This window comes from Pseudomonas vanderleydeniana (genome assembly GCF_014268755.2).
GTDB classification, from domain to species: Bacteria; Pseudomonadota; Gammaproteobacteria; order Pseudomonadales; family Pseudomonadaceae; genus Aquipseudomonas; species Aquipseudomonas vanderleydeniana.
Genome location: NZ_CP077093.1, coordinates 4,857,755 through 4,878,938, shown reverse-complemented (window position 1 = coordinate 4,878,938; position 21,184 = coordinate 4,857,755). Strand labels below are relative to the sequence as shown.

Sequence of the window (21,184 nt, the reverse complement as noted above, 5' to 3'; positions counted from 1 at the left end):
GGTCGTCTTGCAACTTCTTCCTGAACTTCAGGAGTTGATGGAAAGAGTACGCCAGGGAGGATAACGGCAAGGTGAGGGAATAATTACAATACTGTCATGAGCCTGCGTCGATATGAGTCTTGCAAGTTTTCAGAATGGTAATTTTTGCGCAACCTTCCAGTTAGTGGTGGCTTGGTAACTTGAGTCATCACTTAAATGGAGACACAAGATGCGTATCATCCAGTCGCTGGTTTTTACCCTGGCCATTATCTCGCCGGTTGTTTCACACGCCTTTGCCAACGATGAGTCGCTGACCAGGCGCATCATCCAGGATCATCAGGAAGCGATCAGTCAATACGCGCAGGACAACAACAAGCCGCTGCCGGCGATCGTCAACTACACCTACGGGATGAAGCTCGACATTGCCAAGGTCATCCGGGTATCGCCCGAAATGCGCTTGTGCAAGGTCATCCCCCAGCTGATGACCTACGAGAACTCGAAGGGCGAGCTCAATACCCTGCAGTACAAGGTCATGAGCGATTGCATGGGCAAGAACTGACCTCTTCTGCGGGGCCATGTCGCAGCCCCTGACCGCAAGCTCCTCCCAGGGCGGCCTTCAAGGGCCGCTTTTTTGTGCCCGGATCGCCGTGGCGGGCATGAAAAAGGTGCCCCGCGGGGCACCTGTGGTGTCGATGGCCTGCGCCTGGAGGAGCCCCGGCGCCGGAGGGTTTGTACGACGTCGGTCAGAGCACGCTCAACGGGTATTCGACGATCAGCCGGACTTCATCCAGGTCCGATTCGAACGCGGTGGCCCGGGTGGTCGCCTGGCGCAGGCGCAACGACAGGTCCTTCAGGCTGCCGGTCTGGACCACGTAGCGGGCTTCGATATCGCGTTCCCAGCGTTTCTGGTCGACCAGCGGGTTGCCCTCGGCGTCCCGGCGCATGTAGGTGCTGTTGGCGTGGGAATAGTCGGCATCCGTGCCTTTGCCGTAACGGGTCATGAACGTCAGGCCCGGGACGCCGAAATCGCTCATGTCCAGGTTGTAGCTCACCATCCACGAGCGTTCCCGGGGGGCGTTGAAGTCGCTGTACTGGATGGAGTTGGCCAGGTAGATGGAGTCGGACTGGCGCAGGTAGTCGAAGTCGTCGTCGCCCTGGTTGCGCTGGTGCGACAGCGACAGCGTGTGGGCGCGGTACTTCAGGGCGACCTTGGCGCTCCAGATGTCGTTGTCGAACTGGCCGAGCCGCTTTTTGCCCTCGTCAGTGGCGTTGTAGTAGTTCAGGCTGGTGGTCAGTGCCACTTGATCGCCCAGCGGCAGCACGTAGGATGCCGAGGCGTATTTCTGGTCCCAGGCATCTTTCAGGCGGCTGGCGTAGGCGCCCAGGGTCAGCCGGTCGGTGGCCTCGTAGTCGCCGCCGAAATAGGCGATCCAGGGCGAGTCGACGGGGCCGGCATAGAACGTCACGAAGTTGTCTCGCGTCGAGGTCGATTGCGGCTGGCTCATCGAATGCAGTCGCCCACCCTGTACCGTCAGGCCGCTGATGCTGCGGTTGATCGCCGTGACGCCGCGAAAGCTTTCCGGCAGCAGGCGCGAGTCGCCGAAGGCCACGACCGGTGTCGAAGGAAACACATCGCCGACGTTCACCACGGTGTCGAAGGCCCGGACTTTCAACGAGCCACCCGCCTTGCTGTACTGGTCCCTGGCTTGCCCCTCATGGTCGACCGGCAGGACGTTGAACGAGCTCTGCCCGCCGTTGCGTCCATCACCGGTGTCCAGTTTCAGGCCCACCATGGCAAAGGCATCGAGGCCGACGCCGACCGTGCCCTGGGTGAAGCCGGATTCGAATTTGCCGATGAAACCCTGTGCCGTGGCTTCGGAGTAACCGTTGCCCGAAGGGGCGGATTGCCCCTTGCGGTAGTCGCGGTTCATGTAGAAGGTGCGGCTGAGGACATTCAACGTGCTGCCCTCGATGAAACCCTCTTTCTGTTCGCCGGCAGAGCTGGCGAGCGGAGTGGTTGTGGCGAGAGTGGAAAGCAGGGCGAGAGATATTGTTTTCAATTGAGTCATGTGCGCTCCGTTCGAATCGGCAGATTTCTTGTAGACGTTCGACCTGGCCTTTTTGTAGTACCGAAAGTTGCCAGTACGCCCAATACTGACGAGTCCCGGATAACGGCGGAGTGACTCGGGCATTACAAATCTGAAATGAATACGTTAGCGATCGAAAGAGCGATTTGGATAACTTTCGCCAAGTGGGATATTGAACGGGCGAATCCTTCGCCTTATCACTTCAGCCTAGGCTATGTATGAAATCGCTTGAAACTTGGTTATGCGGCGTTAAAAAACGGCTCGGAATGCTCATTTACGCCAGTAAACTGCGCTTCCTCGCCGGTTTTTGCCTTGCCTAACCTGCGTTTCAAACAATTTCATACACAGCCTACGGCTGGTAGCCGAGTTCCAGGCTGATCGCCTGCGCGCAGGCCCGCAGCAGTCGTTCGAAGTCCAGGCGAGCGTCCGCCGAATCCATCACCGCATCCGGGCCGGACAGGTTGATGGCTGCCGTCACCTGGCCCTGATGATCGCGCAGGCCGGTGGCGATGGCGGTGGAGTAGTCGGAGCGATGCAGCAGCACGGCCTGCTGGCGGTCCTGCTCGACCATCTGCAGCAGCGCCGGCAAGGTGCGTGGCGCCGGGCTGGGGTAGTCGTCCAGGCGTACCTGCTGGTACAGCGCGGCGATCTGCGCAGTCCCCAGACCCGTCAGCAGGACCCGGCCCATCGCCGTGCAATGGCAGGGGATTCGGGTGCCTATCGGGATGTTCACGGACAGGCGCTGCGCGGCGAACGCCCGGTAGAGGTACAGGCTGTCGGTCTGCTCGCGGATGCTCAGGTGACAGGACAGCGAGGTGCGGTCGCGCAGCTCGTTCAGATGGGGCATCGCCACTTCGACGATGTCGCGGCTGGCCAGGTAGCTGAAGCCGTCGCTGATTACCCGGGCACCCAGTTCGTATTGGTTGTTGCGCTTGTTCAGGTAACCCATGTCGGTCAGCGTGAACAGGATGCGATACACCGCCGAGGGGGTGACCCCCAACTGTGCCGCGATCTCCTGCATGCTCAGGCTGCGGGTGCGGGCGCTGAACATGCCCAGCACGCCCAGGCCGCGGGCGAGGGCGGGGACGCGGTAGTCGGTGTCCCGATCGAGCGTTTCAGGCAGGTTCATGGGGCATTCCTCCTGCTTGCCCCTGTGGGTTCGGGCACCCACAGGGGACGATGGCTACAAGGCGTCCAGGCTCGACAGTTGCCCATCGAACTCGGCCATGGCGTCGAGGACGGCGTCCCTGAAGTACGCCAGCGAAGCGCGGTCGCAGAGGATCTGGAAGGTCGGCTGGGCGTCGCCGCCGAGGTTGACCACGATCACGTTGATCCGCGCCGCCGAGGTCTGGGCCACGGCCCCCGGCGCGAAGGCCTGGGCACGCAGGTCGACGCCACAGAGCTTGGCCATGACCTCGGCGATGCACACGCCGCTCAACTGCAGCCAGGCGTGACTGTCCTGGCGCGGCAGCAGGTAGTTGGCGCTGTGGTCCAGCGCCCAGCGGGCCTCTTCGTGGGCAATGCGCTCGCCACGGTCAGCGAGGCTGCCCAGCAGCAGGTACTCGGTCTGCGACAGGCGCGCCACGTGGCTGCCGTCGTCCTGGGTGATGGCGCGGTTGGGCGCCTCGGGCAGCCTGAAACCGCGGGCCTGCAGGTAGGCCGCGCTGTGGGGGCCACGAAAGCCGACCCGCGGCAGGTCGGTCAGGTCGACCAGGGTGCATTGCGCGGGTACGCCGTCCGGGTGCCGGGCAGCCGCGATGGGACGTTCGGTAATGAGGCTGGACATGTCAGAGCTCCTGGCGCTGGTTTTCAGGGTCGAAGAACGGCAGCTTCACCACCGTGGCCTGGACGATCACGCCGCCCTCGACCCGGATCGGTAGCCGTTGCCCCGGCGTGGACTGGTCGAAGGCGGCATAGGCCAGGCCGATGATCCGGTCGAGGGTCTGCGAGTATTCGCAAGAGGTCACGTTGCCGCTGATGTCCGGGCCCTTGAGCACCAGATGGCCTTCCAGCGGCTGCGGGCTGCCCTTGGGCAGGGTGAAACCGACCAGCTTGCGTTTCTGCGGCTGGGCTTCGAGGATGTCCACCGAGCGGCGGCCGACAAAGAACGGCTTGTTGCGGCTGACCGCCCAACCCATGTCGATCTCGGCCGGGTGGGTCATGCCGTCGGTGTCCTGGCTGATGATCACGTGGCCTTTTTCCAGGCGCAGCAGGCGTTGGGTCTCGACGCCGAACGGGCGAATGTCGTGGGCCTTGCCGGCTGCCATCAGCGCATCCCACAGTTGCAGCGCATGGCGGGCCGGGACGTGGATCTCATAGCCCAACTCGCCGACGAAGCCGACCCGCAGCAGGCGGGCCTTGATCCCGGCCACGGTCCCCTGGCGCACGGCCAGGTAGGGGAAACCTTCGGCCGACAGGTCGAGGTCGCTGCAGACTTTTTCCAGCACCTTGCGTGAGTCCGGCCCGGCCACGTTGACCGCAGAAATTGCTGCGGTGACGTTGGCAATGTCGACGTCCAGCCGCCATTGGGCATTCCACTTGAGCATCTGCTGGTAGATACGGTCCACGCCGCTGGTGGTGGCGGTCACGTAGAAGTGGTTGTCGGCGAAGCGCGCGCAGACGCCGTCGTCGATTACCACGCCGTGTTCGTTGGTCATCAGCGCATAACGCGAGCGGCCCACCGGCTGCTTGAGGAAGGCGAAGGTGTACATCCGGTTGAGCAGTTCGGCGGCGTCCGGGCCACGGACGTCCAGGCCGCCGAGGGTCGAGACGTCGATGATGCCGACCTTGTTGCGCACATGCAGCGCCTCGGCCTGCATGCAGGCGTCACGCTGGCTGGGCTTGCCGTAATAGGCCGGACGCTGCCAGATCCCGGCCGGCATCATCTTCGCCCCGGCGTCCAGGTGGCGCTGGTGCATCGGTGTCTGCCGGTACGGGTCGAAGGCGCGGCCGGCGACATGGGCCAGTTTTTCCGCCTCGAACGGAGGCCGGGCGGTGGTCACGCCGGTCTCGCTGACGCTGCGCTGGGTGGAGGCGGCCACCAGGCGTGCCGTCGGCAGGGCCGAGTGACGGCCCTGGGAGGGGCCCATGCCGACCGTGGAGAAGCGCTTGACCAGTTGCACGTCGCGGTAGCCGATGCGGGTGGCGTTGATGATGTCGCGCACCTGTAGGTCCTCATCGAAGTCGACGAAGTCCTTGCCCTTGGGGTGCGGGAAGATCGGCCAGGGGAAGTTGACCGGGGCCTCACTGCGCAGCGGCAGCGGTTTGGCGACGGGGTCCAGGTTCAGCGCGGTGACGATCTGCGCCGCCGCGTCGATGGCATCGGCCAGCACGTTGTCCAGCGCGTGGTAGCCATGGGCGGAACCGGCGACGCGCAGGTTCTGCGGCAGGCCGCTGAGGGTGAACTCCGCCAGTTGGTCGTCGTAGGCCAGCTTGCCGCCGGCCTGGCACAGCAGTTGGTAGACCGGCATGTAGCCGCCGGACATGCACAACAGGTCGCAGGCCAGGATCTGCCCCTGTGCCGCGACCTGGCCTTGGCCGGTGATGGCGCGGATGTCGACGCCGCTGACATGGCGCAGGCCTTTCTCGTGCAGGGCCTCGTACACGGTGCTGCCGGCGTGGCAGGCAATGCCGCGCTTTTCCAGGGCCAGCAGCCACTCGCGACGGGCCGGGTGGGGGCGCATGTCGACCAGCGCGGCAACCTCGACACCCTGCTCGCTCAGGTCCAGCGCGGCGAGGTAGCCGTCGTCGTTGCCGGTCAGGACCACGGCGCGTTGGCCCGGCTTGACCGCATACAGTTTCATCAGGCGTTGCGCGGCGCTGCTGAGCATCACCCCGGGCAGGTCGTTGTTGCGGAAGATCACCGGCTGGTCGAACGAGCCGCTGGCGATCAGGCACTGGGTGGCGCGGACCTTGTACAGGCGCTTGCCCTGGATCACCGGCAGGTAGTTGTCGGTGAACCAGGCGTTGCAGGTGGCCTTTTTCAGCACGCGGATGTTGGCGTGATTTTCCACCGCATCGACCAGCTCCCGGCGCAACTGCTCGGCCCGCTGGCCCTCGAGGTCGAAGCGGGCGTAGGTCAGCGAGCCACCGAGGATCGGCTGTTGCTCGATCAGCAGGACCCTGGCCCCGGCATTGGCGGCGGTCAGGGCCGCCTGCAGGCCGGCCGGGCCGGCCCCGATCACGGCAAGGTCGGTGAACAGGTAGGCCTTGTCGTAGTACTCCGGCTGGAACGTCAGGTCGAGCACACCCAGGCCGGCCTTCCTGCGGATGATCGGCTCCCACAGCTTCCAGGCGCCCCGGGGCTTGTAGAAGGAGCGGTAGTAGAAGCCCACCGGCATGAACCTGGAGAACTTGCCGAGGTAGGCGTCGCGGTCATTGTCCAGCGAGCCGTTGAAATTCTGTCCGGTCACCTGCACACCGTGTTCCAGCAGGTGAGTATCGGCCAGCACATTCGGTTCGCGCGGCAGTTGCACCAGGGTGTTGGCGTCCTGTCCCGCCATGGTCAGCGGGCCACGCGGACGGTGGTACTTGAACGAGCGCGACAACAGGAAGCGGCCATTGGCGAGCAGCGCGCTGGCGATGCTGTCGCCGGCGAACCCCTGGTAGGACTGGCCATCGAAGCTGAAGTCGAGCGGTTGGCTGCGGTCGATCAGCAGGCCCATGGGTACGGGGAGGCGGTTCATCGCACGGTCTCCTGGGTGGTCGCGGCAGTGAATTCAATGCGGGTGTCGAACAGTTCCCGGGGGTCGAACGTGCGCAGGATCTCGTCGCTGCCGGTATGACGTTCGGCCAGGAACCAGTAGCTGGACGGGTTGTGCATCCACCATTCGCGGACCACGCCGAGGGTGTCTTCGCTGTTGAACACGTAGTCGGCCCATTGCGCATCGCTGCAGGCCTGTGGGTCGGGCATCCGCTTGAACTCGCCGCCGTAGGTGAATTCGCTGATGTTGCGCGGCCCGTTGAGCGGGCAATTCATCACTTTCATGTTCCGCTCCTCAGTGGCTGGCCGCTGTCGCGCCCATTTCGTTGACTTGCTGGAAGGTGGAGAAGCGCTCGAGACCGAACGGCCTGATCAGTTCCGGTACCTTTCCGCCGCTGGCGACCAGCTCGGCCATGGTCTTGCCGCAGATCGGCGTGGCCTTGAAGCCCCAGGTGCCCCAGCCGGCGTCCAGGTAGTAGTTCTTCACCGGCGACAGGCCCATGATCGGGCTGTAGTCCGGGGTCATGTCGGTGATCCCGGCCCACTGGCGCATCAGCTTGGCGTTGGCCAGGAAGGGGAACATCTCGATGGCGTGGGCCAGCAGGCTTTCCTTCAGGTCCAGGGTCGAGCGGGTGTTGAACAGCGGATACGGGTCGGAGCCCCCCCCGAACACCACCTCGCCACGGCTGGTCTGCTGCACGTAGCAGTGCAGGGCCGAGGAGCTCACCAGCGGGTCGAGGAATGGCTTGAACGGTTGGGTGACCATGGCCTGCAGCGGGAAGGTCTGGATCGGCGAGCGGATGCCGGCCTTTTTCATCAGTTGCGAACTCATGCCGGCCACGGCCTGTACCGCGCAGCCGCAACGGATGGTGCCGCGGTTGGTCTTCACTGCGGTGATCGTGCCGTGCTCGATGACCAGTTCCTGGACCTCGGTGAGCGGGTGGATCTCCACGCCCCGCTTGGCGGCCTGCTTGGCATAACCCCAGGCCACCGCGTCGTGGCGGGCGGTGGCACCGTCGATGTGCCACAGGCCGGCGAGCACCGGCAGGTGGCCGGGATCGAGGTTGAGCGTCGGCACCAACTCGCGGATCTGCTGGCGGTCGATCATTTCGGTACGCCCGCCGAAATGCTTGTTGACCTCGGCGCGCTGGCGGAACGAACGCACGGTTGCATCGGTGTGGGCCAGGGTCAGCTGGCCGCGATGGGAGTACATGATGTTGAAGTCGAACTCGTTGGACAGACCCTCGAACATCCGTACCGACTCGGCATAGAAGCGCACGCCTTCGCTGGTCAGGTAGTTGGAGCGGATCACCGCCGTGTTGCGCGCGGTGTTGCCGCCACCCAGGTAGCCCTTTTCCAGCACCGCGATGTTGGTGATGCCGTGGTACTTCGAGAGGTAGTAGGCGGTGGCCAGGCCATGGCCGCCACCGCCGATGATCACCACGTCGTAGGACGGCTTGAGTTCCTTCGGCGCGGGCAGGTCGACCTCTACCGGGTATTGCGAACCGAGTCCGTATTTCAATAGATGGAATGGCATAGGGCCTCCAGGTGACTGCGTTGTGCGTGGGCCTGCTGAACGGCAGCGGTCACCGTGTTCTTCATCAGGAAGGCGATGGTCATCGGGCCGACGCCACCGGGTACGGGGGTGATGGCCGAGACCTGGGGCAGGGCGCTGTCGAAGTCGACGTCGCCGACCAGGCGGCTGCGGCCGTCGTCATCGATGCGGTTGATGCCGACATCGATCACCACTGCGCCGGGCTTGAGCCAGCCGGCATCGATCAGGCGCGGGCGGCCGACGGCCGCGACCACGATGTCGGCCTGGCGGCACAGGGCTTTCGCATCGACGCTGCGCGAGTGGACCACGGTGACCGAGCAATGGGCCTTGAGCAGCAGGGCGGCCATGGGCTTGCCGACGATGTTCGAGCGGCCGATCACCACCGCGTGCTTGCCGCTCAGGTCACCGCAGGCGTCCTGGAGCAACTGCATGCAGCCGCTGGGGGTGCAGGGCGTCAGCACGTCGCGACCCTGGCTCAGGCCTCCGACGTTCTCACTGTGGAAGCCGTCGACATCCTTGCCCGGTGCAATCGCCTGCAGGGCGCGGGTCTCCTCGATATGGGCCGGGAGCGGCAGTTGCAGCAGGATGCCGTTGACGCTGGCGTCCTCGTTCAATTCGCCAATCAGGTTGAGCAGCAGCGCCTGGCTGGTGTCGGCGCTGAGGCGGTATTCCAGCGAACGGATCCCGGCTTCCTCGGCGCGCAGGATCTTGTTGCGCACATAGACCTGGCTGGCCGGGTCCTGGCCGACCAGGATCACGGCGAGCGCCGGTTCGACGCCGGCCTGTTTCAGCGCCTGGACGTCGGCCTTGACCTGGGCCAGCACCCGCGCCGCCGCGGCCTTGCCATCGATCAGTTTGGAGGTATTCACCGGAAGATCACCGTTCTGTCGTTGTTGAGGAAGACGCGGTGTTCCAGGTGGTACTTCACCGCCTTGGACAGGGCCACGGTCTCGGTGTCGCGCCCGGTGGCGACCAGGTCATCCGGCAGGTACACATGGTCGACCCGTTGCACTTCCTGCTCGATGATCGGCCCCTCGTCGAGGTCGCTCGTCACGTAGTGCGCGGTGGCCCCGATCAGCTTCACGCCGCGCTCGTAGGCCTGGTGATAGGGCTTGGCGCCCTTGAAGCCGGGCAGGAACGAATGGTGGATGTTGATTGCCCGGCCCGAGAGTTGCTTGCACAGGTCGTCCGAGAGGATCTGCATGTAGCGGGCGAGCACCACCAGTTCGGTGCCGGTTTCATCGACCACCTTCATCAGCGCGGCTTCCTGCTGGGCCTTGGTTTCGCGGGTCACCGGCAGGTAGATGAAGCGGATGCCCTCGCGTTCGGCCATGGGCCGCAGGTCCAGGTGGTTGGAAACGATGGCGGTGATGATCATGTCCATCTCGCCCTTGTGGTAGCGGTACAGCAGGTCGGTGAGGCAGTGGTCGAACTTGCTGACCATCAGCAGCACGCGCATCGGCTGACGGGTGTCGTGCAGTTCCCAGTGCATGTCGAAGGCCCGGGCGACGTCGTTGAAGCCAGCCTTGAGCGTGTCGATATCGCCCGGGTGGCCGTCGTTGAAACGGAACACCGCGCGCATGAAGAACTTGCCGCTGAAGTCGTCGTCGAACTGCGCCATTTCCCCGATGTAGCAGCCGTTTCCGGCCAGGTACGAGGTCACCGCCGCGACGATGCCGGAGGTCGCCGGACAGCTGATCTTGAGAATGAAATGGTTCTTTTCGTGTTGCATGGCATGTCCTCTGGAGAGTGGCGGCAGCTCGGCGCAAGGCGAAATTCAGGGGCGAATGGCGATTTTGTTGGTGAATAAAAATTCCTGTGGGGAATTAAATATTCTTTTTGCGGTTTTATAGGCGAAAGGAAATCGCGCGTCCAGCGTTTCTGGAAACTTTTTTAACTGGTGGGAATTTTTTGCGGGGAAGGGCGTGCCCGCGATGGCGGCGTGTCAGGCGTCGTCGTGGTGTGACGCCCAGGGCATCGCGGGCAGGTGGGGGCGGGGCCGGTTCTACTCTCCCGAGGTCCCGTAGTTCATGATCGACAGCAGGCGGATCGGCACCTGTACCAGCTTCTCCGGACCATGGGGAATCTCGCCATCGAAGGTCAGGCTGTCGCCGGCCTCCATCGGGTACAGCTGGTTGCCGTGGCGGTAGACCAGTTCGCCTTCGAGCAGGTGCAGGAACTCGGTGCCGGGGTGGGAGAAGGTCGGGAACTCCTCGCTGGCGTCGTCCATGGTCACCATGTACGCCTCGAAGCTCTTCTTCGGCCCGCGGGTGTGGTTGAGCAGGTGGTAGGTATGGCCCTTCTCGGTACCGCGGCGCACCACCTCCAGCCCTTCGTCGCGCTTGACCAGCAGCGCGCTGCCGCCTTGCTGGTCGTACTGGCTGAACAGCTTGGACATCGGCATGCCGAGCACGTCGCACAGGCGGCTGAGGATATCCAGGCTGGTGGACACCTGGGCGTTCTCGATCTTGCTCAACATGCCCTGGCTGATGCCGGCGATGCGCGCCACGTCGGCCAGTTTCAATTCCTGGGCCTGGCGCTGGCGCTTGATCTGGATGCCCAGGTACTGCTCGAGCTTGAGCTTGGGTTGTACTTCGTCAGGCGTGTTCATCGGCTTTGCACGGTTTCCGTTCAATAATTTTAAATTCGCACCAGGAATGTGCGAAAGAGGCTCCGGCTGTTCGATCGGCGCTGGATTATTCCCTCGGTGAAAACGAGTTTCCCATATATACAGAGGAAATGCCGCAATCGCGGTCCTGGTGACCCTGATCGACAAACTTGGCAAGGCCATTGCATTCCTATTGGGAAAGTAAGTTTCCTGATTGGAATAAGTTCTGGTCAGGAAGCGAAACGACGCTTTCAACCACAACGTCTTGCCTTTCGCCAGGAGTGAACGCTCATGTTGCCACCCGAAACACAGCGGCTGATCGAGGAGCACGGGATCAAATACGTGCTGGCTCAGTTCGTCGATATCCACGGTTCGTCCAAGACCAAATCGGTGCCGGTCTCGGGCCTGGAGATGGTTGCGCAAGAGGGTGCGGGTTTCGCCGGGTTTGCCATCTGTGGCATGGGCATGGAGCCCCACGGCCCGGATTTCATGGCCCGGGGCGATTTGTCTTCGCTGACGCCGGTACCCTGGCAGAAAGGCTACGGCCGGGTTGTGTGCATCGGTCACGTCGACGGCAAGCCCTGGCCCTACGACAGCCGCTACGTGCTGCAACGCCAGGTCGAGCGCCTGAGCGATCGTGGCTGGACGCTCAACACCGGGCTCGAACCCGAGTTCAGCCTGTTCCGCCGTGACGCCAGCGGGGCGCTGCAACTGGTCGACGCCAGCGATGCCCTGGACAAGCCCTGCTACGACTACAAGGGCCTGTCGCGTTCGCGCGAGTTCCTCGAGCGCCTGACCGAAGCCCTGCAGCCGGTGGGCTTCGATATCTACCAGATCGACCATGAGGACGCCAACGGCCAGTTCGAGATCAACTACACCTACAGCGATGCCATGGAATCGGCGGACCGCTTCACCTTCTTCCGCATGGCTGCCGGCGAGATCGCCAACGACATGGGCATGATCTGTTCGTTCATGCCCAAGCCCGATCCCAAGCGTGCGGGCAACGGCATGCATTTCCACCTGTCGATCAGCAGCGCGACCAACAAGAACCTGTTTCACGATGCTGGCGACCCGAGCGGCATGGGCCTGTCGAAGCTGGCCTATCACTTCGCCGCGGGGTTGCTGGCCCACGGCCCGGCGCTGTGTGCGTTCGCCGCGCCCACGGTCAACTCCTACAAGCGCCTGGTGGTCGGCAACTCGCTGTCCGGCGCCACCTGGGCTCCGGCGTTCATCGCCTTCGGTGCCAACAACCGTTCGGCCATGGTCCGCGTGCCCTATGGCCGCCTGGAATTCCGCCTGCCGGATGCCGGTTGCAACCCGTACCTGGTCAGCGCCGCGATCATCGCCGCAGGCCTGGATGGCATCGACCGCAAGCTGGAAATCGACAACGTCTGCAACGAGAACCTCTACAAGCTGAGCCTGGAGGAGATCGCCGCCCGCGGCATCAGGACCCTGCCGCAGTCGCTCAAGGAAGCCTGCGATGCGCTGGAGGTCGATCCGCTGTTCGCCGAAGTGCTGGGCCCGGAGATCGTCGGCGAGTTCATCAAGCTCAAGCGCATGGAGTGGGTGGAGTACAGCCGCCATGTGAGCGATTGGGAAGTGCAGCGCTACACCGAGTTTTTCTGATCCACCCGTCTTGACCAACCGTTTCCGACGCCCTGCCCAGGGGTAGGGCGTCTTCTGCCCAGGAGTTTGCGATATGTGTGGAATTGTAGGGCTTTACCTGAAGAATCCGGCGCTGGAGTCCCAGCTCGGCAAACTCTTCGAGCCGATGCTCGAAGCCATGACCGACCGGGGGCCGGACAGTGCCGGCTTTGCCATCTATGGCGATGAAGTGGGCGAGGGCTGGGTCAAGCTGACCTTGCAGGCAACCACCGAAGGCTACGACTTCAAGGCCCTGGCCGGGGCCCTGGAAGGCCGGCTGGCGGCGTCCCTGGACTGGTTCCAGAACGCCAGCGCGATGGTCCTCAAGGTCCAGGCCGAAGAGGCCGTGGTCCGTGCCGCGTTGGCGGAGCTGGCGCCGGGCGTGCGCATCATGAGCGCCGGCCAGAGCATCGAGATCCTCAAGGGCATGGGCCTGCCCAGGGAGATTGCCGAGCGTTTCGGCCTGGCGTCGATGAAGGGCAGCCACATCATCGGCCATACCCGCATGGCCACCGAAAGCGCGGTGACCATGGAAGGCAGCCACCCGTTTTCCACCGGCGCCGACCTGTGCCTGGTGCATAACGGCTCGCTGTCCAACCATTCGCGCCTGCGTCAGAACCTGCGCCGCGAAGGTATCCACTTCGAGACCGAGAACGACACCGAGGTGGCGGCCGGCTACCTGGCCTGGCGCCTGCAACAGGGCGACTCGCTCAAGGCCGCGCTGGACAAGTCCCTGGAAGACCTCGACGGCTTCTTCACCTTTGCCATCGGTACCCGCAACGGCTTTGCCGTGATCCGCGACCCGATCGCCTGCAAGCCGGCGATCCTCGCCGAAACCGACGACTACGTCGCCATGGCCTCGGAATACCAGGCGCTGTCGAGCCTGCCGGGCATCGACAAGGCCAAGGTCTGGGAGCCTGTCCCCGCCACCCTGTACATCTGGGAACGCCAGTCGGCTTAAGGAGCACACACATGAAAACCATCGATCTTTCCACCAGCAGTGTGCGTGAGCTGAACCAGGCCCTGCACGACCAGGCCCGGCAACTCGACGAGCGCGAATGGCGGGTGACCCATCCCAACGGCGCGCACAACCTGGCCGTGGGCGTCAACGAAGCGGTGTCCGTGGATATCCAGGGACACGCCGGCTACTACTGCGCGGGCATGAACCAGAAGGCCTCGATCACCGTGCACGGCAACGTCGGTGTCGGCTGCGCCGAAAACATGATGTCCGGCTCTGTGCGGGTCAAGGGCAGTGCCTCGCAGGCCGCAGGCGCCACGGCCCACGGCGGTCTGCTGGTGATCGAGGGCGATGCCGGGGCCCGCTGTGGCATCTCGATGAAGGGCATCGACATCGTGGTCGGCGGCAGCATCGGCCACATGAGCTGCTTCATGGGCCAGGCCGGACGCCTGGTGGTGTGCGGCGACGCCGGCGACGCGCTGGGCGACTCGCTCTACGAGACCAGGATCTTCGTCAAGGGCAAGGTCGAGTCGCTGGGCTCGGACTGCATCGAGAAGGAAATGCGCCCCGAACACCTCGAGGAACTGCAGGCCCTGCTGAACCAGGCCGGCTTCAACGAAAAGGCCAGCGACTTCAAGCGCTACGGCTCGGCCCGCCAGCTCTACAACTTCAAAGTCGACAACGCCAGCGCGTACTGATCCAGGAGCCCGAACATGAGTGAATCCACTACCCCGAAAACCGCTCCGGTCCTGCGTGAGTCGGCCACCTTCGATCGCCTGACCATCCAGGAAATCCAGCGGGCCGCCGAAACCGGCATCTATGACATCCGTGGTGGCGGCACCAAGCGCAAGCTGCCGCACTTCGATGACCTGCTGCTGCTCGGCGCCAGCGTTTCGCGCTACCCGCTGGAAGGCTATCGCGAGAAGTGCGGCACCGACGTGATCCTCGGCAACCGCTTCGCCAAGAAGCCGATCCACCTGAAGATCCCCGTGACTATCGCCGGCATGAGCTTCGGCGCATTGTCGGCCAACGCCAAGGAAGCCCTGGGCCGTGGTGCGACCATCGCCGGTACCAGCACCACCACCGGTGACGGCGGCATGACACCCGAAGAGCGCGGCCAGTCGCAGCACCTGGTCTATCAGTACCTGCCCTCGCGCTACGGCATGAACCCGGACGACCTGCGCAAGGCCGATGCCATCGAGATCGTCCTGGGGCAGGGCGCCAAGCCGGGCGGTGGCGGCATGCTGCTGGGCATGAAGGTCACCGAGCGGGTGGCCGGCATGCGCACCTTGCCGATCGGTGTCGACCAGCGCTCGGCCTGCCGTCATCCGGACTGGACCGGCCCGGACGACCTGGCGATCAAGATCGCCGAGATCCGCGAGATCACCGACTGGGAGAAACCGATCTACGTGAAGATCGGTGCCAGCCGCCCGTATTACGACGTCAAGCTGGCGGTCAAGGCCGGGGCCGACGTGGTCGTGCTCGACGGCATGCAGGGCGGCACCGCCGCGACCCAGGAAGTGTTCATCGAGCATGTCGGCATCCCGATTCTGCCGGCGATTCCACAGGCGGTGCAGGCGCTGCAGGAAATGGGCATGCACCGCAAGGTGCAGCTGATCGTCTCCGGTGGCATCCGCAACGGTGCCGACGTGGCCAAGGCCATGGCCCTGGGCGCGGATGCGGTGGCGATCGGCACGGCGGCGCTGATCGCCCTGGGCGACAACCACCCGCGGCTGGACGAGGAGTTGAAGAAGATCGGCTCGGCGGCCGGTTTCTACGACGACTGGCAGAACGGTCGCGACCCGGCGGGTATCACCACCCAGGACCCGGAACTGTCGAAACGCCTGGACCCGGTCGAGGGCGGGCGCCGGTTGGCCAACTATTTGCGTGTATTGGTACTGGAGGCGCAGACCATGGCCCGGGCTTGTGGCAAGTCCCACCTGCACAACCTCGATCCCGAGGACCTGGTGGCCTTGACCGTCGAGTCCGCCGCCATGGCCCGGGTGCCGCTGGCCGGGACCTCGTGGATTCCCGGGCAGCAGTACTAGGTACGGACAGGGGCTACCGGCTCTTTTGATGATCGTTCCCACGCTCCGCGTGGAAACGCAGCCCGTGGCGCTCTGCGTCGCAAGAGCGGACGCTGAGCGTCCTGGGAGGCATTCCCACGCCGAGCGTGGGAACGATCGAAGCTTGACCGGGAACAGAGTCTCTACAGAGTTTGCGTAGCACCAGAACAAGAGGCCCCCAGGGCCCGATGCACCTTCACATCGCTTTCTGCCAGACACTTTTCCATTCATTGCAGGAGCTTCGAAAATGGTGAATCGTCTACCCGGCAAATCCCTTCTCGCCGTGCTCGCGCTTGGCGCGTGCGCTCCCCTGGCCCAGGCGGCCGAGACCCCGACCCTCAACACCGGCAGCACCGCCTGGATGGTGACGGCGGCGATCCTGGTGCTGTTCATGTGCCTGCCCGGGCTGGCGCTGTTCTACGGCGGGCTGGTACGGGCCAAGAACATGCTGTCGCTGTTCACCCAGTGTTTCGGCATTGCCGGCCTGGTCGGCGTGCTGTGGGTGATCTTCGGCTACAGCCTGGTGGTCGACACCACCCACATGGTCGAGGGGCAGGTCAGCTTCAACAGTTTCGTCGGCGGGCTGAGCCGGATGTTCCTTGCCGGCATGACCCCGCAAAGCCTGGTCGGCGATATCCCGGAAGGCGTCTTCGTGACCTTCCAGATGACCTTCGCCATCATCACGCCGGCCCTGATCGCCGGTGCCTTCGCCGAACGCATGAAGTTCTCGGCGGCGCTGCTGTTCATGGCCGTCTGGTTCACCCTGGTCTACGCACCGGTGGCGCACATGGTCTGGGGCGGTGCGGGGGCGTTGATGCACAACTGGGGCGTGCTGGATTTCGCCGGCGGCACCGCCGTGCACATCAATGCCGGCGTGGCGGCGCTGGCGGCCTGCCTGATGCTGGGCAAGCGCAAGGGCTATGCGAACGCGCCGATGCCCGCTCACAACCTCAGCCTGACCATGGCCGGTGCGGCGATGCTCTGGGTCGGCTGGTTCGGTTTCAACATCGGTTCCGGCGGCGGCCTCAACGGCCTGTCCGGCATCGTCATGCTCAACACCCAGCTGGGGGCCTGCGCCGGCATCCTCGGCTGGATGTTCACCGAGTGGTTCAAGGTCGGTAAACCCAGTGCCCTGGGCCTGGCCAGTGGTGCCTTGGCCGGCCTGGTCGGCATCACCCCGGCCTGTGCCTATGTCGGTGTCGGCGGTGCGTTGGCGATCGGCCTGCTGTGCGGGGTGTTCTGCTACCTGAGCGTCACCGTGCTGAAGAAGCGCCTCGGTTACGACGACAGCCTGGACGTATTCGGCCTGCACGGCATCGGCGGCATGATCGGCGCGGTGCTCACCGGGGTGTTCTGCGTGCCGTCGCTGGGTGGCCTGGTCGAGGGCGTGACCCTCGGCGGGCAGGTGGTCGCGCAGATCAAGGGCGTGCTGTTCACCACGGCGTACTGCTTCGTCGTCAGCTGGGTGATTCTCAAGGGCGTCAAGCTGCTGGTCGGCTTGCGCGCCGACGAGCACGTCGAGGAGATGGGCCTGGACCTGGCCGAGCACAACGAGCGGGCCTACAACCACTGAGGGCGGGCGGCAGGAACACCCTGCCGCCATGGACACCTCAGGCCTTGAAGGTCTGGATCAGGTCCTGTTGCTGCGTGGCCAGGGTGTTGAGTTGCTGGCTGATACCGGCCGCGTGCCCGGCCTGTTCGGACAGCGAGGCGGTGACATCGCGCACGGCCTCGACGTTGCGATTGATCTCGTCGGCGACGCTGCTCTGCTCTTCGGCCGCGCAGGCGATCTGGACGTTCATGTCGGTGATGACGCCGACCGCCTGGCGGATCTGCTCCAGTGCCTGCAACGCCTGCCGGGCCTGCTCGGCGTTGCCTTGCGCCTGCCCGTGGCTGCGCTGCATGGCCTGGGTCACGTCCAGGGTACCCTGGCGCAGGTTGTCGATGACCACGCCGATTTCCTCGACGGAGGCCTGGGTACGTTGCGCCAGGCCCCTGACTTCATCGGCGACCACGGCAAAACCGCGCCCGGCATCACCGGCCCGCGCGGCCTCGATGGCGGCGTTCAGGGCGAGCAGGTTGGTCTGCCGGGCGATCGACAGGATCACGTCCATCACCGAGCCGATCTGGTCGCTGCTGCTGGCCAGTGCCTGCAGCCTGCGCATGCCGTCGCTCATGCCGCCGGCCAGGTCCTCGATACCCTGGCTGGCGCGCTCGATCACCCGCCATCCCTCGGCCGTCGACTGGTCGGCATGCCGCGCTGCCTCCGCCGCCTGGGCCGCGCTCTGCGCCGCGGTCTGCGCGGTGGCGGACATCTCGTGCAGCGCGGTCGCCATCTGTTCGATTTCACGGAGCTGCTGCTGCATGCCGGCGCTGGTCTGGCTGGCGATCTGCGCCGACTGGTCGGCGGTATGGCGGGTGTTGCCGACGGTCTGCTGGACCTGGGCGATCACCGGTTGCAGCTTGTCGAGGAAGCGGTCGAACGCCTGGCTCAGCCGGCCCAATTCATCCCGGCCGGGGTAGGACAGGCGGCGGGTGAGGTCGCCGTCGCCCTGGGCGATGTCCTCCAGCAGACCAGCGACCCGCAGGATCGGACGGACCACGCTGCGGGCGGTCAGCCACATCATCACGATCCCCAGCACGGCGACCACCAGGCCCAGTGAAAGCTCCATCACCAGGCCCCTCAGGCGCTGTACCTGCATGTGCTGCTGCATCACCTGCACCGGCGCGCCCAGCACGTCCCGCGGGACACGCACCAGCACGCCCCAGGGGCGAGCCGTGTCGATGGGTTGGAAGGGCACCAGGACGTTGATCTGCCCGGCGTCCTCGAGGGTCTGGATGCGAGCGCTGCGTTGCGCTTCGAGCAGGGCGGTGGCCTGTTGCGGATAGCCGGCCTGCAACGGCTTGCCCAGCCGATCGGGATGGCCGCTGTCGGCGGACAGCACGCCGGCGGCACTGATGATGGAAAGCGTTCCCTGGCCCTGATACAGCGTCGAACTGGCGGCTTCGGCGTCGTGTTGCAGGGCGTTGAGGCTGGTGTCCAGGCCCAGTACCGCGACCACCCGGCCGTTGTCGATCAGCGGCACGGCGATGGTCGTGACCAGGTGCGACGTGCCGCTGGAGTCGTCGAGGTAGGGATCGAGCACGCAGGGCTTGGCGCTGTCCCGGGCACAGGTCAGGAAGGCATTGAACGGCGCGCCGCTGGGGCCGGGGGAGGTGTCGGCCAGTATCTTTTCCTCCCCTGAAACCAGCTGCAGCTGGCCCGGTTCCGGCTGCAGCCAGTTGAGCGTGAAGCGGCCGCTGTCGTTGCTGCCCAGCGTCTGCTGGCCGACGAAGTCGCGATCATGCCCATCCAGTGCGTTCGGTTCGAAGACCACGAACAGCCCCAGCACCTGCGAACGCCCGGCCGTGGCATCGCCCAGCAGCCGGGTCAGGTCCTGGCGCAAGGCCTGGGGCGACATCAGCCCCGCGCCGGCCTGGGCCCGCAGGTGCATGACCTGGCGGGCCACGCCCTGGACGAACTCGTACTCGCGGCTGAAGCCCTGCTGGATTTTCAGCGCCTGGGCCCGGCCCTCGGCGCGCAGGTTGTCGCGGGCCGTGTCGAGCAGCATGCCGGTGGCGGTGGTGGCGATGGCTGCCTCGCTGGCGCGACGTTGTTCGAGGGACAGCCCGGCGAGCAGGCCAACGACGGTCACCAGGCAGGCACTGGCGAGGAGCGTGATCTTGTTCTTGATATTCAACGCTGGGTTCATCGGTAGTTTCCACGGCGATGTTCTGGACTGCCGCAGGCTACCGGGCCGGGAACGGAAACTGTACGAAAGCGCCTTCGTTGGCAGGCCGGTGCAAGAGTCTGGCAGGCGCGGACAAGGAATGCGCCGGTTCTCGTTCATCGAGGACCGGGATCTGTTTGGCCCAAGGGTGTGACCGGAACCTGCGCTGCGTTCATCACACCCTTGGACCCCGCTGTCCCTGCCCTTGAAACCGTATGGATACCCGCACACCCATGCATCCCTTGCGAATCAAGCTGCACAATGGCCGGATGCACAGGCCCTGGCCGAGGAACTGAAGCGCTTCGAGAAGACGCTCTCGGGGCTGACCGAGCGCACCGCCAGGCTGGAGCGTGGCGAAACGCGCAGCCTGCTGGACGACATTGCCGCCTTGTCGACCCACGTGACGCGCCGGATGGTGGGGCACCAGCGACGCCTGGCGGCCAGTCCGGCACCGGGGCATGAGGTGGGCGGCTTGCCTTGAGCGCCTGCCGATCGCCGCCGGTTTGCGTCCGAACGGCTCTTGCCAACCGTGGCGACTGAACGGCATCATACGCTCCTGTATAGGGTAGGGGGGTATGCTATGGGTCACGTCAGGTCCAACAAGGACGATCTGCTCAAGCGGGTCAAGCGCATCGCCGGCCAGGTCCAGGCCATCGAGCGGGCATTGGAAGGGGAGGCGGACTGCGCCAAGACCCTGCACCTGGTGGCCGCCACCCGTGGCGCCATCAACGGCCTGCTCGACGAGATCGTCGAGGACCACGCGCGCGAGCACGTCGCCAAGGCGGGGCTCTCTGACGAAGCGCGCGCGCAGGGCGTGGAAGAACTGCTCGAAGCCATTCGTCGTTATTCGAAGTGAGGTAGAGATGAGCACCACGAACCCCATGCATAGCCATGACTTCCTCGGCGCCAGCCACGATGACAACGCCAGGCGCACGCTCTGGGTGGTGCTCCTCACCGTCGTGATGATGGTGGGCGAGATTGCCGCCGGGTACATCACCGGCTCCATGGCCCTGCTGGCCGACGGCTTTCACATGGCGACCCATGCCGGGGCGCTGGGCATCGCGGCGGCGGCCTATGCCTTCGCCCGCAAGCATTCCGGCAATGCCGCCTACAGCTTCGGTACCGGCAAGGTGGGTGACCTGGGCGGCTTCGCCTCGGCGCTGATTCTCGGGCTGATCTCGCTGGGCATCGGCATCGAATCGGTCATGCGCCTGTTCGAACCGACCCAGGTCCAGTTCGGCACGGCGACCCTGATCGCGGTCATCGGCCTGGTGGTGAACATCGCCAGCGCGCTGCTGCTGGCCGGTGGCGCGGGCCATGCCCACAGCCATGCCCACAGTCACGGCCAGGGGCACGATCATCATCACCCTGGGCACGCCCACGGAGAGGACAACAACCTGCGCTCGGCCTACGTCCACGTGCTGGCCGATGCGGTCACTTCCGTCCTGGCGATTGTGGCGTTGCTGGCGGGCCAGTACCTCGGCTGGGTCTGGCTGGATCCGTTGATGGGGATCGTCGGCGCCGTGGTCATCGCGCGCTGGGCCTGGACACTGATGCAGGACACCGCCTCGGTGCTGCTGGACAGGACTGACGAGCACGTGGCCGAGGAAATCCGCGAGTTGCTCGACCCGTCCGGCCCGCTGCAAATCACCGACCTGCATGTCTGGCGGGTGGGCCCGGAGGCGCGAGCCGCGATTGTCAGCGTGCAGGGCTCCTCGCAGTGGTCTGCCGACGACGTGCGCGCGGCCTTGCAGCCGGTCCATGAAGTGACCCACCTCACGGTCGAGTACCGGGTGGCCTGATCCCCAGGCCAGC

Annotated in this window: 19 protein-coding genes and 1 pseudogene; 9 read left to right on the top strand and 11 right to left on the bottom strand. The window is 64.9% G+C overall.

Annotated elements, in window-relative coordinates; genetic code table 11:
* The first annotated feature begins 208 nt into the window (after positions 1-208).
* A complete protein-coding gene (locus HU752_RS21905) occupies positions 209-538 on the top strand; it encodes a DUF2790 domain-containing protein (protein ID WP_186675395.1) in 330 nt (109 codons plus the stop codon).
* A 184-nt stretch (positions 539-722) separates the two neighbouring features.
* On the opposite strand, the gene HU752_RS21900 is transcribed toward HU752_RS21905, so the two are convergent.
* The 9 genes from HU752_RS21900 to HU752_RS31930 all read right to left on the bottom strand — a co-directional run bounded on the left by HU752_RS21900 (position 723) and on the right by HU752_RS31930 (position 10,934).
* Positions 723-2,048, bottom strand: a complete 1,326-nt coding sequence (locus tag HU752_RS21900; protein ID WP_186675397.1) for an OprD family porin — start codon at positions 2,046-2,048, stop codon at positions 723-725.
* A 367-nt stretch (positions 2,049-2,415) separates the two neighbouring features.
* Positions 2,416-3,195 carry an IclR family transcriptional regulator gene (locus tag HU752_RS21895; protein WP_186675398.1) on the bottom strand — a complete coding sequence of 260 codons (780 nt, stop codon included), beginning with the start codon at positions 3,193-3,195 and terminating at the stop codon, positions 2,416-2,418.
* Between the two features lie 54 nt (positions 3,196-3,249).
* Complete coding sequence (locus tag HU752_RS21890) at positions 3,250-3,852, bottom strand: sarcosine oxidase subunit gamma (protein ID WP_186675399.1); 603 nt, start codon at positions 3,850-3,852, stop codon at positions 3,250-3,252.
* A gap of 1 nt (position 3,853) precedes the next feature.
* Positions 3,854-6,751 (bottom strand): 2Fe-2S iron-sulfur cluster-binding protein, encoded by a 2,898-nt coding sequence (locus HU752_RS21885; RefSeq protein WP_186675400.1) that lies wholly within the window; start codon positions 6,749-6,751, stop codon positions 3,854-3,856.
* Positions 6,748-7,053 (bottom strand): sarcosine oxidase subunit delta, encoded by a 306-nt coding sequence (locus HU752_RS21880; RefSeq protein WP_186675401.1) that lies wholly within the window; start codon positions 7,051-7,053, stop codon positions 6,748-6,750. The genes HU752_RS21885 and HU752_RS21880 overlap by 4 nt, the downstream gene beginning before the upstream one ends.
* Before the next feature lie 10 nt (positions 7,054-7,063).
* Entirely contained in the window at positions 7,064-8,305 is a 1,242-nt protein-coding gene (locus HU752_RS21875) for an FAD-dependent oxidoreductase (RefSeq protein WP_186675402.1), read from the bottom strand.
* Complete coding sequence (gene folD, locus HU752_RS21870; protein ID WP_186675403.1) at positions 8,287-9,192, bottom strand: bifunctional methylenetetrahydrofolate dehydrogenase/methenyltetrahydrofolate cyclohydrolase FolD; 906 nt, start codon at positions 9,190-9,192, stop codon at positions 8,287-8,289. The genes HU752_RS21875 and folD overlap by 19 nt, the downstream gene beginning before the upstream one ends.
* Entirely contained in the window at positions 9,189-10,055 is an 867-nt protein-coding gene (gene purU, locus HU752_RS21865; protein WP_186675405.1) for a formyltetrahydrofolate deformylase, read from the bottom strand. Before purU ends, folD begins: the two co-directional genes overlap by 4 nt.
* A 273-nt stretch (positions 10,056-10,328) precedes the next feature.
* Positions 10,329-10,934 (bottom strand): helix-turn-helix domain-containing protein, encoded by a 606-nt coding sequence (locus HU752_RS31930; protein WP_186675407.1) that lies wholly within the window; start codon positions 10,932-10,934, stop codon positions 10,329-10,331.
* A 288-nt stretch (positions 10,935-11,222) separates the two neighbouring features.
* Here HU752_RS31930 and glnT point away from each other — a divergent pair, with 288 nt between their 5' ends.
* The 5 genes from glnT (at position 11,223) to HU752_RS21835 (ending at position 17,172) form a co-directional block, all read left to right on the top strand.
* Positions 11,223-12,557, top strand: coding sequence for a type III glutamate--ammonia ligase (gene glnT / locus HU752_RS21855; RefSeq protein ID WP_186675409.1), 1,335 nt, complete (start codon positions 11,223-11,225; stop codon positions 12,555-12,557).
* A 73-nt stretch (positions 12,558-12,630) separates the two neighbouring features.
* Positions 12,631-13,536 carry a class II glutamine amidotransferase gene (locus HU752_RS21850; RefSeq protein ID WP_186675411.1) on the top strand — a complete coding sequence of 302 codons (906 nt, stop codon included), beginning with the start codon at positions 12,631-12,633 and terminating at the stop codon, positions 13,534-13,536.
* A gap of 11 nt (positions 13,537-13,547) precedes the next feature.
* A complete protein-coding gene (locus tag HU752_RS21845) occupies positions 13,548-14,231 on the top strand; it encodes a GltB/FmdC/FwdC-like GXGXG domain-containing protein (protein ID WP_186675413.1) in 684 nt (227 codons plus the stop codon).
* Between the two features lie 15 nt (positions 14,232-14,246).
* Positions 14,247-15,581: an FMN-binding glutamate synthase family protein gene (locus tag HU752_RS21840; protein WP_186675415.1), complete on the top strand. Its 1,335-nt coding sequence runs from the start codon at positions 14,247-14,249 to the stop codon at positions 15,579-15,581.
* A gap of 265 nt (positions 15,582-15,846) precedes the next feature.
* Positions 15,847-17,172 carry an ammonium transporter gene (locus tag HU752_RS21835; RefSeq protein WP_186675417.1) on the top strand — a complete coding sequence of 442 codons (1,326 nt, stop codon included), beginning with the start codon at positions 15,847-15,849 and terminating at the stop codon, positions 17,170-17,172.
* Between the two features lie 37 nt (positions 17,173-17,209).
* Here HU752_RS21835 and HU752_RS32265 read toward each other — a convergent pair whose 3' ends face one another.
* Entirely contained in the window at positions 17,210-17,935 is a 726-nt protein-coding gene (locus HU752_RS32265; RefSeq protein ID WP_437182382.1) for a methyl-accepting chemotaxis protein, read from the bottom strand.
* Positions 17,936-18,067: 132 nt separating this feature from the next.
* Positions 18,068-18,223 (bottom strand): annotated as a pseudogene (locus tag HU752_RS32260) (HAMP domain-containing protein); the annotation flags it as partial.
* A gap of 1,351 nt (positions 18,224-19,574) precedes the next feature.
* Here HU752_RS32260 and HU752_RS21825 point away from each other — a divergent pair.
* The 3 genes from HU752_RS21825 to dmeF all read left to right on the top strand — a co-directional run bounded on the left by HU752_RS21825 (position 19,575) and on the right by dmeF (position 21,171).
* Positions 19,575-19,850, top strand: coding sequence for a DUF3422 family protein (locus HU752_RS21825; RefSeq protein ID WP_186675422.1), 276 nt, complete (start codon positions 19,575-19,577; stop codon positions 19,848-19,850).
* A 99-nt stretch (positions 19,851-19,949) separates the two neighbouring features.
* A complete protein-coding gene (locus HU752_RS21820; protein ID WP_186675424.1) occupies positions 19,950-20,225 on the top strand; it encodes a metal/formaldehyde-sensitive transcriptional repressor in 276 nt (91 codons plus the stop codon).
* A gap of 7 nt (positions 20,226-20,232) precedes the next feature.
* Positions 20,233-21,171 carry a CDF family Co(II)/Ni(II) efflux transporter DmeF gene (gene dmeF, locus HU752_RS21815; protein WP_186675431.1) on the top strand — a complete coding sequence of 313 codons (939 nt, stop codon included), beginning with the start codon at positions 20,233-20,235 and terminating at the stop codon, positions 21,169-21,171.
* Positions 21,172-21,184 lie beyond the last annotated feature (13 nt).

What these genes read in the sequence shown, in the direction of transcription:
- HU752_RS21845 (WP_186675413.1), top strand. Translation starts at nt 13,548, where the DNA reads ATGAAAACCATCGATCTTTCCACCAGCAGTGTGCGTGAGCTGAACCAG.
- HU752_RS21875 (WP_186675402.1), bottom strand. Translation starts at nt 8,305, where the DNA reads ATGCCATTCCATCTATTGAAATACGGACTCGGTTCGCAATACCCGGTA.
- HU752_RS21880 (WP_186675401.1), bottom strand. Translation starts at nt 7,053, where the DNA reads ATGAAAGTGATGAATTGCCCGCTCAACGGGCCGCGCAACATCAGCGAA.
- HU752_RS21850 (WP_186675411.1), top strand. Translation starts at nt 12,631, where the DNA reads ATGTGTGGAATTGTAGGGCTTTACCTGAAGAATCCGGCGCTGGAGTCC.
- HU752_RS21835 (WP_186675417.1), top strand. Translation starts at nt 15,847, where the DNA reads ATGGTGAATCGTCTACCCGGCAAATCCCTTCTCGCCGTGCTCGCGCTT.
- HU752_RS31930 (WP_186675407.1), bottom strand. Translation starts at nt 10,934, where the DNA reads ATGAACACGCCTGACGAAGTACAACCCAAGCTCAAGCTCGAGCAGTAC.
- HU752_RS21895 (WP_186675398.1), bottom strand. Translation starts at nt 3,195, where the DNA reads ATGAACCTGCCTGAAACGCTCGATCGGGACACCGACTACCGCGTCCCC.
- HU752_RS21820 (WP_186675424.1), top strand. Translation starts at nt 19,950, where the DNA reads ATGGGTCACGTCAGGTCCAACAAGGACGATCTGCTCAAGCGGGTCAAG.
- HU752_RS21905 (WP_186675395.1), top strand. Translation starts at nt 209, where the DNA reads ATGCGTATCATCCAGTCGCTGGTTTTTACCCTGGCCATTATCTCGCCG.
- HU752_RS21890 (WP_186675399.1), bottom strand. Translation starts at nt 3,852, where the DNA reads ATGTCCAGCCTCATTACCGAACGTCCCATCGCGGCTGCCCGGCACCCG.
- purU (WP_186675405.1), bottom strand. Translation starts at nt 10,055, where the DNA reads ATGCAACACGAAAAGAACCATTTCATTCTCAAGATCAGCTGTCCGGCG.
- HU752_RS21840 (WP_186675415.1), top strand. Translation starts at nt 14,247, where the DNA reads ATGAGTGAATCCACTACCCCGAAAACCGCTCCGGTCCTGCGTGAGTCG.
- dmeF (WP_186675431.1), top strand. Translation starts at nt 20,233, where the DNA reads ATGAGCACCACGAACCCCATGCATAGCCATGACTTCCTCGGCGCCAGC.
- HU752_RS21885 (WP_186675400.1), bottom strand. Translation starts at nt 6,751, where the DNA reads ATGAACCGCCTCCCCGTACCCATGGGCCTGCTGATCGACCGCAGCCAA.
- HU752_RS32265 (WP_437182382.1), bottom strand. Translation starts at nt 17,935, where the DNA reads ATGGCGACCGCGCTGCACGAGATGTCCGCCACCGCGCAGACCGCGGCG.
- HU752_RS21900 (WP_186675397.1), bottom strand. Translation starts at nt 2,048, where the DNA reads ATGACTCAATTGAAAACAATATCTCTCGCCCTGCTTTCCACTCTCGCC.
- glnT (WP_186675409.1), top strand. Translation starts at nt 11,223, where the DNA reads ATGTTGCCACCCGAAACACAGCGGCTGATCGAGGAGCACGGGATCAAA.